Raw genomic sequence first — 13,365 nt, forward strand, 5'->3', positions numbered from 1 at the left:
GATCCCGAAAAGGGGATACCGGCTTTCGCCGACAAACGAATTCGTTTGTCGAGAGATCTCCAATAGAGACTCTAGCCCTTCGGCCCGAAATACACGCAGCTCTCGTTGCAGCTGTCGCGAAACACGCCGACGCGGACGACCGGAGCCTTATCGGCGACGCGGTCCCAGATGAAGCGCGAGAGATTTTCCAGCGTCGGAATGCCGATCGCTTCGATCTTGTTGAGAAACTTGTGGTCGAGCGTCTTGCGCAGCTCATCGAGGCTGCGGTCGAGCAAGCCGAGATCCATCACCATGCCGGTCACGGGGGCCGGTACGCCGCGGATGGTGACTTCGGCGCGGAAGGAGTGGCCATGGATTTCCTGGCTCACTTCGCCGAGCGTAGTGTGGGACAGCGCATGCGCTGCCTCGAAGCGAAACGATTTGGTCAATTCCCACATCGGAAGTCGTCGTCCTTAGAAGTCCAGGTCCTTAGCGGATCCCAAGTGTCTTGTGTGTCTGCACGCTCAGTCGCCATTGCGGATGGCGCAGGCAGTAGTCCACCGCGTGCGCGGTATTACTGATGGCGTCCGGCCCGTCCATCGGCTGCAATGAGAAACGCTCGAAGGTGAGGCCTTCGAATTTCTCCGGCATCGCCTGCGCCTGCGGATAGACCAGCTTCAATTCGTGTCCGCTGTGCACCACGAGCTCCGCGCCGGCTTTCGGGCTGACGCAGATCCAGTCGATACCTGCGGGCGGCGCCACGGTGCCGTTGGTCTCGACACCGATCTCGAAGCCACGATCATGCAGCGCGTCGATCAGTTCGGCGTCCACCTGCAGCAGCGGCTCGCCGCCGGTCAACACCACATAGCGATTGCCGGACGGTCCAACCCATTGCGCGGCGATGGTGTCGGCGAGTTTGTCGGCGTTGGGGTAACGACCGCCCATAGTGCCGTCCATGCCGACGAAGTCGGTGTCGCAGAACTGGCAGGTGGCCTCCGCGCGGTCCTGCTCCCGGCCGGTCCAGAGGTTGCAGCCCGAGAACCGGCAGAAGACGGACGCGCGGCCGGCATGGGCGCCTTCGCCCTGCAATGTCAGGAAAATCTCTTTGACCGCGTAACGCACTGTCTTAGCTCTCTAAAACCGGCATGCCCGATCCGGCTCGGGCCACATCTCGGTTCCATATGGGGTAAGCCGCGGCTCTTAGCACGGCTAGCCGGTGGATGTCCCGGCCGATCACCGACATGTCAATTGCGATGTCCGGCGCGGGCCGCCAAAGGTCGATGACATCACGTCAAATTGTCGCACCTGGATACCATGCAGCCGTCGCTCGTCACATCCGGCAGTTCTGCCGCCGCCACACGTACGTGCGGGACCTGCACCATGTGCTGCAAGGTCTATCGCATCGACGACCTCGCCAAGCCGGCGGGCAAGTGGTGCAAGTACTGCGCGATCGCGCAGGGTTGCAAGATCTATGACACCCGACCACAGCAATGCCGCGCCTTCGATTGCGTCTGGATCCAGGACAACGAGATGCCGGAATCCTGGAAGCCGGAACATTCGAAGATCGTGTTTTCGGTCTATCCGACCACGGGCTTCATCTATGGCCAGGTCGATCCCGGCTCGCCTTTCGCCTGGCAGAAGGAGCCGATCCATTCCGGCCTGATCGCCTGGTCGGAGAAGCTGCTGGCAGAACGTCGCCACCTGCTGATCTTCGTCGGCGGGAATGCCACGCTGATCATGCCCACGGGGCCAGTGCCGATCGGCCCGATGTCGCCGGCGGATGGCTTCATCATTCGCGAGACGTTTACGGCCAAGGGCAAGGACTACATCGCTACGCGTGTCCCGAGCGGGCGGTAGTCAGCCGCGCACCTGCCGCAGGGCCTCTCCCAATGCCATGGCCACCGTCATCGCCAGATTGATCGACCGCAGGCTCTCACGCATGGGAATAACAACGCGGCTGTCTGCAGCAGCCGCGACATCCTCCGGCACACCCGCGCTCTCGCGGCCGAACAGCAGAATCTCATCGTCAGAATAGCGATGATCGAGATAGGGCTCCGCGCCCTTGGTCGTGAACAAGGCGAGCCGATACTTCGCCTCGCGCCGCCAGTCCTCGAAATGCCGCCAGGAATCGTGCCGGACGATGGAGACCTGATCGAGATAGTCCATGCCGGCGCGGCGGAAATGGCGGTCGGAGGTCGGAAAGCCCGCCGGTTCGATAATATGCGCTTCGACATCGAGACAGGCACAGAGCCGCAGTATGGTGCCGGTGTTCTGCGGAATGTCAGGCTGGTAGAGGGCGATGCGCACGGCGGACTTTCTCCGGCCGCATCTTGATCGACGCGGCCCATGTCAGGCGATAGCGCCTGACATGCAGTCGGACAAGGCCGGCGGCTCTACTCAGCCGGCGCGAGTCGCGTATTCGAACGTGCTTCCGTTGTCTCGCGTACCTTCACGCGTGCGCGGCGCTTGCGCCACCAGATCACCACGCCGGTCACCGAGAGCGCCGCCACGACCAGGCCCATCGCCGAAATCAGGATGCGGCCGGGCAGGCCCAGGATTCGTCCCGAATGCATCGGGAACTGCATCTGCACAAAGATGTCGGCGGCGGTGCCGACCCAGGGCAGCTTGGCGCCGAGCGGACGGCCGTCTTCGCTGTCGTAAAAAAGCGACGGCGGGCCGACGCCTGCGGCGCCGTGATCGTCGCCAGGCTCGAAGAAGAACACCTGATACACGCCGTGTGCCGGACCGTAGAACAGCGAGCCGATCGGTGTGGTCCAGCCGCGCGCCTTGCCGTCGGCGGTGGCGCGCTCGAGAATCTGGGCCCAGGTCATCTTGGGTTCGATCGGGTTATCGAGGTGACGATACTCACGCTGCTCGTAAGGCGTCGGCGTGTAGTCCGAGAACTTCTTCATCAGCGGCGAAAAGACCTCGAAATAGAGGTTCAGCGAGAACGCCGTGAACGCGATGATGAAGAGCAGGGCCCAGGTCCACAGGCTGAAGGCGCGGTGGATGTCGAAATTGATCCGGTAGGCGCTGCCCGAGGTCTTGATCATCCAGGCCGGCTTCCAGCGCGCCCAGAACCCCTTGCCGAGTTCGCGCGCGACGGCGGGAGCGGCTCCCGCCTTGACGCGTTTGCGCGATGGCAGTGTCAGATAGAATCCGATGAAGCAATCGATGGTCCAGATGATGGCGATGACGCCGAGGATGCGCATGCCCCAGCGGTCGCTGCCCCAGAATTCCGGGATGTGCATCGTGTAGTGCAGCTTGTAGAGAAACGAGACGAAGTTCTCGCGGGTCACGGGCCAGACGGCGCCCCAATAGCGGCGGCCGAGTTCCTCGCCGGTGTTGGGATCGAGGAAGATCTGATTGTAATCGAGTGTGTAACGCTTGCTTGTCGTGGGATCGATCCGCGGCAGAACAAAGAACGAGAGCGACTCATTCTTTTCCGGCGTCATATACATGTGGATCACGCGCGCGCGCGGATCGCGCTGCTCGATCAAGCCCGCGAGTTCGATCGACGGTTTGGCGGGGCCTGCGGTGGTGACATCCTTCAGCTTGCTGTTGAGAAGATCGTCAAGCTCGTGATCCCACGAGATAACCGCGCCGGTGACGCCCGAGAAGAACAGGAAGGCGGCGGTGAGGAGTCCAGCCCAGCGATGCAGGCGCCCGAAGATCGATCTCATGGCGTTCCGCCCGTGTTGTTGTCGTCGCGTTTACTACCAAGTGTCGCCACTGCCGGTCGAGAGACCGGCGGTGGCGTATTGTCGCGTTTTAGGGTGATTCTAATGTTCACCAGCGATAGGTCAGCTTGGCGACGACTTTGCGCGAGTCACCGTAGAAGCAACCATAGACGGGGCTGTAGCAGGATGAAACATAGCGGGTGTCCGCAATGTTGGTGACGTTGAGCGCGAGCCGGTAGTTCTTCTGATTATAGGCCAGTAGCGCGTCGACCACGGTGGCTCCCGGCACTTTGCTTGTGTTGGCATCGTCGGCCCAGCTATCGCCGATGTAGCGAATGCCGCCGCCGACCTGGACGCCCTCGAACAGGCCGCCTTGCATCGTGTAGTCGCTCCAGATGCCCAAGCGATTCATCGGCACGGTGGTCAGAGCCTTGCCAACATTCACCGGATCCTTGGTGACTTCGATGTCGATGTAGGAATAGGCGGCGCGGACGTTGAAGCCGGCGGCGAGGGTGGCGGTGGCCTCCACTTCGATGCCGCGCGAATTGACCTCGCCCGTTTGAATCGCCGTGAACGGCGCAACAGGCAGGAAGCGAACGACATTTTGCCGGGTCAGGTCGAAGGCGGCGAGCGTGATCATCGCATTGACGCCGACCGGCTGATACTTGATGCCGACCTCATGCTGATGCGCTGTTTCCGGCGCCAGCAGGCTGCCATTGGCGATGTTCAGCACCGGCAGGAAAGATTCCGAATAGCTGTAATAGGGCGCCACGCCGTTGTCGAAATTGTAGATCACGCCCGCACGACCGGTGAAGGCCGAGGCGTCGGTGGAGGTCGATGAACCGTCCATGTAGTTGTCGTAGGTCGTCTTGGCAAAATCCTGCCGGCCACCGAGCTGGACCGAAAGACGACCGAGCTTGATCTGGTCCTGGGCATAGATGCCGACCTGCGATTGCTTCACACGATAGTCTTCGTAGAGCGCGCCCTTGGTCCAGCTGTTGGTGTAGACGGGGTTGAAGACGTTGAGGGGATCGGCGCTGTAGCTCGTGTTGACGTCGGTCGATGTCGTGTTTCGATAGTCGATGCCGAACAGCGTGGTGTGGCTCAGGATGCCGGTGGTGAAGTGGCCCTCCAGCTGGTTGTCGACGGCGATGGAGTTGATCGTAGAGGCCGATGATCCGCCGTAGCGGTAGAGCAGTCCGGCGGCTTCGTCGAGGTACCCGCCGGCATTGATGCTATCGGATTCGTTGTGCATCCACGAGTAGCGCAGGTTCTGCCGGAAGGTCAGGTTGTCGTTGATGTTATGCGCGAACAGGTAGCCAACCGAAGCGATCTCGTTGTCGTATCTGTTGAAGCCGGGTTCGCCGGTGTTGCGGTTGATAGGGATGATACGGCCCGCATTCGGATAGATCGTGCCGGATGCCGGCAGGAACTGCAGACCCCAGCCGTTCTTCTCCTTCTGATAATTCGCCAGCACTGTGAGTGTGGTGTCTTCGTTCGGCTTGAAGGTGACGGCCGGCGCGATGAAGACGCGGCTGTCCCTGGCGTCATCGACCTGCGTGCCGCCGTCACGGACCAGGCCGGTCAGGCGATAGAGCACCGTGCCTTCCTTGTTGGCGGGACCGCCAAAATCGAACTCGCCCTGATAGCGGTCGAAACTGCCGCCTGACACCGAGATTTCGCCGAACTGCCGGGCGGTCGGCAGCTTGCTGACATAGTTGAGAATGCCGCCCGGCCCGCTGCCACCATACATCACCGAGGACGGCCCTTTCAGCACTTCGAGACGAGACGCGCCGAAGGGATCGAGGCTGTCGAAATGGATATAGGGCGTGCTGGGCAGCCGCAGGCCATCGAGGTACAGCCCCTGCTGCGTCATGTCGAAGCCGCGGATCTGAATGCCGCCATTGCGGGTGTCGGAACCGCCATTGACGTCGCCATTGGCGCCCGCGGTGTAGCGCAGCGCCTGGGTGAGGGTCTGTGCGTCCTGGGTCTTGATCTGGTCGGAGGTGATCACCGAGATCGATTGCGGAGTTTCCAGGATCGGGGTGTCGGTCTTGGTGGCGGAGTCGCTGCGATTGGCGACGAAACCGATCACGGGGCCGCCGGCGCGCTCACCGGCGTTGGGATTGGCTGGTGCCACCGGTGCCGCCTGCGGCGCACGGGCCGTGCGATTGGCGCGGGCGGCGCGGCTGGTCGATGCGCGCTGGGTCGGCTTGGCCGTCGCCGGACGCGTACGCTGCTGCGGCGCATCCACCGTCACTGGCGGCAGGGCAGACTGAGCGTCGGCAGTAGCTGTCGGAATCGACAAAGCGAGACCGCCGACGGCGCAAAGACATAGAGCCCGAAGCGTGTGCAGCCGAGTTGCCGATTCGATGAAGTGGGATGTTGTCATGACGCTGCGATGCCCAAGTTAGGCCGGCTCTACCGGTAAAATTTGGATGCTTTCGCTTTAGCGCAGGCGAAGAATGAGAACAGAATTAGGGATTTAGAACGTCTTCAAACGCGCTACTTGAGCGCGATTTGTTGCTGAAACGACGCAGAATTATTCACGATCATGAATTGTTGCTGTTTTTGCCTGACCGTCGCGCGAATCGTGGCGCGCGAGAGGTGTCCGGAAAATCGGCGGAGCGCGATCGACTGCGAATCGCGATCCCTTGTCCCGCCAAAAGCCTGATGGCCGTTTCCGATAGTCACGACGTGCCGAATTATCCGCCGCGCGGAAAGGCGTTGATTCTGTGGTGCATCGCATCTTGCTTCGCCGATCGTAGGCTTGCACTGCCGCACCAAGGGTGCCAATAGAACGATTCTGGACTGCGTGTTCTGCCTGTTAGGCAAGGACTAGTGGGCCTCTGCCGCCGTGGGGAGAATCGCGGGCGTCGGTTTTTTGCTTCAGGTCAACGCAAAGGCGTGACCGAGAGTGTCTAAGCCGGCTGCAGATAAGAAAGGGTTGGGATCGTGACGACAACGTCTTCGGCGGAACACACGCGCCGTGATTTCTTGTTCGTGGCCACTGGGGCAGTGGCTGCAGTGGGCGCCGCAGCCGCCGTCTGGCCGCTGATTTCTCAAATGAATCCAGATGCTTCGACCATCGCGGCGGGTGCGCCGATCGAGGTCGATCTGGCCCCCATCGCCGAGGGGCAGGACATCAAGGTGTTCTGGCGCGGCAAGCCGATCTACATCATGAACCGGACCAAGAAGCAGGTCGAAGAGGCGCGCGCCGTTCCGGTGTCGAGCCTGCCCGATCCGCAGACCGATCAGGCCCGCGTCAAGGAAGGCCACGACCAGTGGTTGGTCGTCATCGGCATCTGCACCCATCTGGGCTGCATCCCGATTGCTCACGAAGGCGCTTACGACGGCTTTTTCTGCCCCTGCCACGGCTCGGTCTACGACACTTCGGGCCGCATCCGTCAGGGTCCGGCGCCGCTCAACCTGCCGATCCCGCCTTACGCCTTCGTCTCTGACACCAAGATCAAGATCGGCTGAGCTGTCGGATCCCATCCGATCTCGCGCCGATAGTGTTTTTCTCTTCTCAGGATCGCATCATGAGCGGACCATCGACCTACCAGCCGACCAATCCCGCTTTGCAGTGGATTGAAAAGCGTCTGCCAATTATCGGCCTCGTCCATTCCTCCTTCGTTGCCTATCCGACACCGCGTAACCTGAATTACTGGTGGACGTTCGGCGGCATCCTCTCGTTCATGCTCGGCGTACAGATCGTCACCGGTGTGATCCTGGCGATGCATTACACGCCGCATGTGGACATGGCCTTCAATTCGGTCGAGAGCATTGTCCGCGATGTGAATTACGGCTGGCTGTTGCGTTATCTGCACTCCAACGGCGCATCGATGTTCTTCATCGCCGTCTACATCCATATGCTGCGTGGCCTGTATTACGGGTCGTACAAGGCACCTCGCGAAATCCTCTGGATCCTCGGCGTGATCATCTACCTTCTGATGATGGCGACCGGTTTCATGGGCTACGTGCTGCCGTGGGGCCAGATGAGCTTCTGGGGCGCCACCGTCATCACCAACCTGTTCTCCGCGATTCCCTATGTGGGCGAGAGCATCGTGACGTTGCTGTGGGGCGGCTATTCGGTCGGCAATCCGACGCTGAACCGCTTCTTCTCGCTGCATTACCTGCTGCCCTTCGTGATCGCCGGCGTCGTCGTGCTGCACGTCTGGGCGCTGCATGTCGCCGGTCAGAACAATCCGGCCGGCGTCGAGCCGAAGACCGAGAAGGACACCGTGCCGTTCACGCCCTACGCGACCATCAAGGATGGTTTCGGCATGGTCTGCTTCATGATCTTCTACGCCTGGTTCGTGTTCTACATCCCGAACTATCTCGGCGATCCCGATAACTACATCCCGGCCAATCCGGGCGTGACGCCCGCGCATATCGTGCCGGAATGGTACTACCTGCCGTTCTACGCCATCCTGCGTTCGATCCCGAGCAAGCTCGGCGGCGTCATCGCGATGTTCTCGGCGATCATCGTGCTGGCCTTCCTGCCGTGGCTCGATACCGCCAAGACCAAGTCGTCGAAGTATCGTCCGCTGGCCAAGCAGTTCTTCTGGATGTTCGTCGTGGTGGCGGTCCTGCTCGGTTGGCTCGGCGGCAAGCCCGCGGAAGGCATCTACATCATCGCCGGCCGCGTGTTGACGTTCTGCTACTTCGCCTACTTCCTGATCGTGCTGCCGATCCTCAGCCGTATCGAAACGCCGCGCGCAGTGCCGAACTCGATCGCTGACGATGTGCTGGCCAAATACGGCAAGAAGGTCGCATCCGCGATCGTCGCGCTGGTTCTCGCCGGTGGTCTGATGGCCGGCGGTACGCAGAGTGCCAAAGCTGCCGACGAGCATGGCGGCCCGACGCCGCCGTCTCTGAGCTGGTCGTTTGCCGGCCCGTTCGGCAAGTTTGACCGCGGTGCCCTGCAGCGCGGTTACAAGGTCTACAAGGAAGTCTGCTCGACCTGTCACTCGATGAGCCTGATCCACTTCCGCAACCTCGCGGACGTGGGCGGCCCGGGCTTCTCTGCGGCTCAGGCGCTGGCAGTGGCATCCGAGATCAAGGTGCAGGACGGTCCGAACGACGCCGGCGATATGTTCGAACGTCCCGGTCGTCTCGCGGATCCATTCCCCAAGCCGTTCCCGAACGAGAACGCGGCGCGCGCAGCCAATGGCGGTGCCTATCCGCCGGATCTGTCGCTGATGGCCAAGGCCCGCAACTACGACCGCGGCTTCCCGCAATTCGTGTTCGACTTCTTCACCCAGTTCCAGGAGAAGGGCCCGAACTATATCGACGCGCTGCTGCAGGGCTATGTCGATCCGGCGCCGAAGGATTTCGCGCTGCCGCCGGGCGCGTATTACAACAAGTACTTCCCCGGCCACGCTATCAAAATGCCGAAGCCGATCTCCGACGATCAGGTGACCTATGATGACGGCACCCCGCAGAAGGTTGAGAACTACGCCAAGGACGTTTCGACCTTCCTGATGTGGACCGCAGAACCGCATCTCGAAGCCCGCAAGCGTATCGGCTTGCAGGTGATGGTGTTCCTGATCATCTTCGCGTTCCTGATGTATTTCACGAAGAAGAAGGTCTGGGCGAACGCTCACTGAGCGTCGCAAACATTCTTTCAAAAGGGCCCCCGATGGGGCCCTTTTTCGTTTTCAGCCTGTGCGCGCCCGGACCATGGATTCTCGGGGAGCCGTTGACTAAGCTTCGCGCAAAGGCGGGAGACGCGGGCTCGGTGAGCATCACGGATATCCACGCTCATCGGGGGGATGGATGGCGGGCGCGGCGATCGACGATATTCTGCTGAACATCAGTCCGGGTGGCCAGATGGCGCTCGGCATCGTGTTGGCGCTGATCATGTATGGCGTCGCGCTCGATCTTCGCGTCGCCGATTTCGTCGATGTGTTCCGACGTCCGGCGGCGCCGCTCGCGGGGCTCGCGGGGCTCGCCGCGCAACTGATCCTCCTGCCGGCGGTCACATGGGCGATCACCATGGTGTTAAAGCCGCAGCCTTCTATCGCGCTTGGCATGATGGTGGTGGCGGCCTGTCCTGGTGGCAACATCTCCAACCTCATCACTCATATGGCGCGCGGCAACACTGCGCTGTCGGTGTCTATGACCGGCATCTCCAGCCTGCTTGCGTCCGTCACGACGCCGTTAAACATCCTGTTCTGGGCTGGGCTCAATCCGCAAACCGCCGCACTGCTGCGCCAGGTGAGCGTCGATCCCGTCTCGTTTATCGGATCGACCGTGCTGCTGCTCGGCGTGCCGATGGTTGCCGGTCTGCTCACGGTGCGTCATCTGCCGGGGCTGGCCGACCGTCTGCGCCGGCCGCTGCAGATCCTGTCTTTCGTGTTCCTGATCGGATTTATTTTGGCCGCGACGATCACCAACTGGCGCTACATCTCGGTGTTCTCGACCTCGGTGCTGCCATTCGTCGTGCTGCATAACGCGATCGCAGTCGCACTCGGCTGGGGCGTCGCGAAGATCCTTGGGCTCAGCGACTACGACACCCGCGCGCTCACCATTGAAGTCAGCATGCATAATTCCGGCCTGGGGCTGGCGCTGATCCTCACGCAATTCGACGGCCTTGGCGGGGCTGCGCTGGTCGCCGCTGGCTGGGGAGTCTGGCACCTCGTCTCCGGCTGGGCGCTGGCGGCCTGGTGGAAACGGCGCGATCCGCATCCGGCACGCATTGAAGGTGCGGCATGAGCGACGCGATGGCGAATAGCGGCGTGCTGATCACCGGCGCGGCAGGCTTCATTGGTAGTGCTTTGCTGCGCGCATTCGCGGCCGGCGGCGACGGGCCGGTGACAGCGCTCGATCTGCGCGAGGTACCGTTGCAAGAGCGCCTCGACGGCGTTGCCTATGAGCACGGCGACATTCGCGATCCCGGCTTGAAAGAGATCATCGCCCGCGTGAAGCCACGTGCTGTGGTGCATCTCGCCTCGGTCGTCGCCGTCGGCGGCGATCCGCAGCGTGACTACGAGATCGACGTGCTGGGCACGCGCAATGTGCTGGAAGCCTGTCTCGCGGCAGGTGTCGGCCACCTCATCGTGACCTCAAGTGGCGCGGCCTATGGCTATCACGCCGACAATCCCGTGCCGCTGCGCGAGACAGATCCCCTGCGCGGCAACGAGGATTTCCCTTATGCGCGCAACAAGCGCGAGGTCGAGGAGATGCTGGCGCGCAGGCGTAGCGATCATCCGCAGTTGCGGCAGACCGTATTCCGTCCCTGCACCGTGCTGGGGCCGACCACCAATAATCAGATCACCGCCTTGTTCGAGCGCGCTGTCGTGACTGGTCTGAGTGGCACCACAACGCCGTTCTCGTTGATCGCCGATTCCGATGTGGTCGCGGCGCTGGCGCAGGCCATGCGCACCGGCAAGGGCGGCATCTATAATCTCGCCGGCGATGGTACGCTCAGCCTGCGCGAGATCGCTCGGCTGAACGGCAAGCCGTTCGTTCCGATTCCGCCCGCGGTGATGAAGGGCGCGCTGTGGTTGCTCCATGCGCTCGGGCTGACCAAACTGACGCCGCAGAATGTCAAATTCATCCAGTATCGTCCGGTGCTCGACAACACCCGGCTCAAATCCGAATTCGGTTATTCGCCCAAGCTTGATGCGCGCGCCGTGTTCGAACGCTATCGCGACGAGCGCCCGGAGCCGATGTCATGACTTTCCTCGTCATCGGCGCCGGTCCCGCAGGTCTTGCCGCAATCCAGAGCCTGAAGGCCGCTGGCCATGCTGTGGAAGCGGTCGAGCAGAACGCCGATGTCGGCGGGCAGTGGCTGTATGGCGCGGCGCCGAGTGCGGTCTATGCCTCGACGCATCTGATCTCGTCGAAGCGCACCACGGCCTTTGCGGATTTCCCGATGCCGGAGGACTGGCCGGCCTATCCGGGCCATCGCCAAGTGTTGGATTATCTGCAGAGCTATGCCCGGCATTTCGATCTCTATCCGCTGATCCGCTTCAACACCGGCCTGCGCAGCCTGACGCGGCAGGGAAGTGGATGGCACGCTGCTTTCAGCGACGGCACGTCGGCAGACTATGCCGGCGTCGTCATCGCCAATGGGCATCTCAGCGATCCCCTGATCCCTAAAACGTCAGGCACCTTTGATGGCCCACTAATGCACGCCAAGGACTACAAGACCGCCGATATTTTCGCCGGCCAGCGCGTGCTCGTGGTGGGCATGGGCAATACCGGCTGCGACATTGTCGTCGATGCGGTCCATCGCGCCGAGAAGGTGTTGTGGAGCGTGCGCGGCGGCAATCATTTCGTGCCGAAGTTTCTCGCCGGCAAGCCGGCGGATGAAGGCAATCACAAGCCGAAGCGCTTCATCATTTCGAAGAACCTGCGCTCAAGGCTGCACGAGCCGATCCTGCGCTTCATCGTCGGCCCGCCGGAGCGTTTCGGTCTGCCCAAGCCGCAGCATCGGCTTTATGACCGCACACCGATCGTCAATTCGTTGGTGCTGCAGCATCTCGGGCAGGGCGATGTCGGCTTGCGCAAGCCGGTCCGCGAATTCAACGGCAAGTTGGTCGTGTTTGCCGATGGCCGCTGCGACGAGGTCGATCTGGTGCTGCTTGCGACCGGCTACCGGATCACGTTTCCGTTCCTCGGCGATCTCCGTGCACTCGATTGGCAGGAGGCAATCGGCGCGCCGCGGCTGTTCATGAACATGTTCCCGTCCGAGGATAACGGCCTGTATGTGGCCGGGCTGCTGGAAGGCGCGGGCGTTGGCTGGGAAGGGCGTGCATTGCAGGCCCGCGTGATCGCAGCCTATCTCACAGCGCGCAGTGCCCGGCCGGATGCGGCGGCAACGCTGCGGCAGGAGATCACACAGTGGTTCGCGCAACCGCCACGGCGGGACGGCGGCGAACACGGACTGTTTGTCGATTTTCTGACCTACAAGCGAGACCTGCAGCGCGCGCTGGCCCGGTTGAGTTGACACGTGAGGGGTCTATAAGTTGCCCCGAACCATTCCAGCGGAGGACATCATGGGAACATCGATCAGCTTCAAGCGCCCCGACGGCAAGGAAGCCAAGGGCTATCTCGCCAATGCCCAGGCCGGCAATGCGCCCGGCGTCGTCGTCATCCAGGAATGGTGGGGTCTTCAAGAGCAGATCAAGGGCCTGGCCGATCGCCTTGCGCTGGCCGGCTTCGATGCGCTGGCGCCTGATCTCTACAATGGCGTGGTCGTGCCCTATCACGACACGGACGCTGCCGGCAAAGAAATGAACTCGCTGGATTTCATGGACGCCACGACGCAGACCGTGCGCGGCGCGGCGCAATACCTGTCGCGCAACGGCGCCAAGGTCGGCCTTACCGGCTTCTGCCTCGGCGGAGCGGTGACCATCATCGGTTCGTGCAAGATCCCCGAATTGAAGGCCGCCGTGGCGTTCTATGGCATCCCGCCGGAGCAGGCCGCGAAGCCCGCCGACGTGCAGGTGCCGCTGCAGGGCCACTTCGCCAATCGCGATGACTGGTGCACGCCGGAAGTCGTCGACAATTTCGAGAAGGGCCTCAAGGCCGCCGGCAAGTCCGCCGAATTCTTCCGCTATGATGCCGACCACGCTTTCGTCAACGAACAGCGCGTCAGCGTACATGACCGTGAAGCCGCCGAACTCGCCTGGGGCCGCGCGACGGCGTTCTTCAAGAAACATCTGGGATAAACGATTGGCGACGGCCGCGCCCT

At 62.1% G+C, this 13,365-nt stretch carries 12 protein-coding genes; 7 read left to right on the forward strand and 5 right to left on the reverse strand.

Annotated features, from left to right (window positions below; all coding sequences use genetic code 11):
- Positions 1-71: 71 nt before the first annotated feature.
- Both SFY93_RS07875 and queE read right to left on the reverse strand, forming a co-directional pair.
- Positions 72-437 (reverse strand): 6-pyruvoyl trahydropterin synthase family protein, encoded by a 366-nt coding sequence (locus SFY93_RS07875; RefSeq protein ID WP_320446662.1) that lies wholly within the window; start codon positions 435-437, stop codon positions 72-74.
- A gap of 31 nt (positions 438-468) precedes the next feature.
- Positions 469-1,101 (reverse strand): 7-carboxy-7-deazaguanine synthase, encoded by a 633-nt coding sequence (queE, locus tag SFY93_RS07880; RefSeq protein ID WP_320446663.1) that lies wholly within the window; start codon positions 1,099-1,101, stop codon positions 469-471.
- A 192-nt stretch (positions 1,102-1,293) separates the two neighbouring features.
- Between queE and SFY93_RS07885 the strand changes: the two genes are divergently transcribed.
- Positions 1,294-1,836 (forward strand): hypothetical protein, encoded by a 543-nt coding sequence (locus SFY93_RS07885; protein ID WP_320446664.1) that lies wholly within the window; start codon positions 1,294-1,296, stop codon positions 1,834-1,836.
- Here SFY93_RS07885 and SFY93_RS07890 read toward each other — a convergent pair whose 3' ends face one another.
- From SFY93_RS07890 to SFY93_RS07900, 3 genes are all read right to left on the reverse strand, one after another.
- Complete coding sequence (locus SFY93_RS07890; RefSeq protein ID WP_089262529.1) at positions 1,837-2,286, reverse strand: tRNA (cytidine(34)-2'-O)-methyltransferase; 450 nt, start codon at positions 2,284-2,286, stop codon at positions 1,837-1,839.
- Positions 2,287-2,372: 86 nt separating this feature from the next.
- Positions 2,373-3,662 carry a siderophore utilization protein FsrB gene (gene fsrB / locus SFY93_RS07895; RefSeq protein ID WP_089262527.1) on the reverse strand — a complete coding sequence of 430 codons (1,290 nt, stop codon included), beginning with the start codon at positions 3,660-3,662 and terminating at the stop codon, positions 2,373-2,375.
- Between the two features lie 106 nt (positions 3,663-3,768).
- Positions 3,769-6,051, reverse strand: coding sequence for a TonB-dependent siderophore receptor (locus tag SFY93_RS07900; protein WP_414717085.1), 2,283 nt, complete (start codon positions 6,049-6,051; stop codon positions 3,769-3,771).
- Between the two features lie 563 nt (positions 6,052-6,614).
- Between SFY93_RS07900 and petA the strand changes: the two genes are divergently transcribed.
- From petA to SFY93_RS07930, 6 genes are all read left to right on the forward strand, one after another.
- Positions 6,615-7,142 (forward strand): ubiquinol-cytochrome c reductase iron-sulfur subunit, encoded by a 528-nt coding sequence (petA, locus tag SFY93_RS07905; RefSeq protein ID WP_068733107.1) that lies wholly within the window; start codon positions 6,615-6,617, stop codon positions 7,140-7,142.
- A 59-nt stretch (positions 7,143-7,201) separates the two neighbouring features.
- Entirely contained in the window at positions 7,202-9,271 is a 2,070-nt protein-coding gene (locus SFY93_RS07910) for a cytochrome c1 (protein WP_175368692.1), read from the forward strand.
- 169 nt (positions 9,272-9,440) lie between these two features.
- On the forward strand, positions 9,441-10,379 hold the full coding sequence (locus tag SFY93_RS07915) for a bile acid:sodium symporter family protein (protein ID WP_320446665.1): 939 nt from the start codon (positions 9,441-9,443) through the stop codon (positions 10,377-10,379).
- Positions 10,376-11,344 (forward strand): SDR family oxidoreductase, encoded by a 969-nt coding sequence (locus tag SFY93_RS07920; RefSeq protein WP_320446666.1) that lies wholly within the window; start codon positions 10,376-10,378, stop codon positions 11,342-11,344. Before SFY93_RS07915 ends, SFY93_RS07920 begins: the two co-directional genes overlap by 4 nt.
- A complete protein-coding gene (locus tag SFY93_RS07925; protein WP_320446667.1) occupies positions 11,341-12,618 on the forward strand; it encodes a flavin-containing monooxygenase in 1,278 nt (425 codons plus the stop codon). The genes SFY93_RS07920 and SFY93_RS07925 overlap by 4 nt, the downstream gene beginning before the upstream one ends.
- A 49-nt stretch (positions 12,619-12,667) precedes the next feature.
- Positions 12,668-13,342, forward strand: coding sequence for a dienelactone hydrolase family protein (locus tag SFY93_RS07930; RefSeq protein WP_068733116.1), 675 nt, complete (start codon positions 12,668-12,670; stop codon positions 13,340-13,342).
- Positions 13,343-13,365: the final 23 nt, after the last annotated feature.

It is taken from the genome of Tardiphaga sp. 42S5 (assembly GCF_034044155.1).
Classification (GTDB): Bacteria; Pseudomonadota; Alphaproteobacteria; order Rhizobiales; family Xanthobacteraceae; genus Tardiphaga; species Tardiphaga robiniae.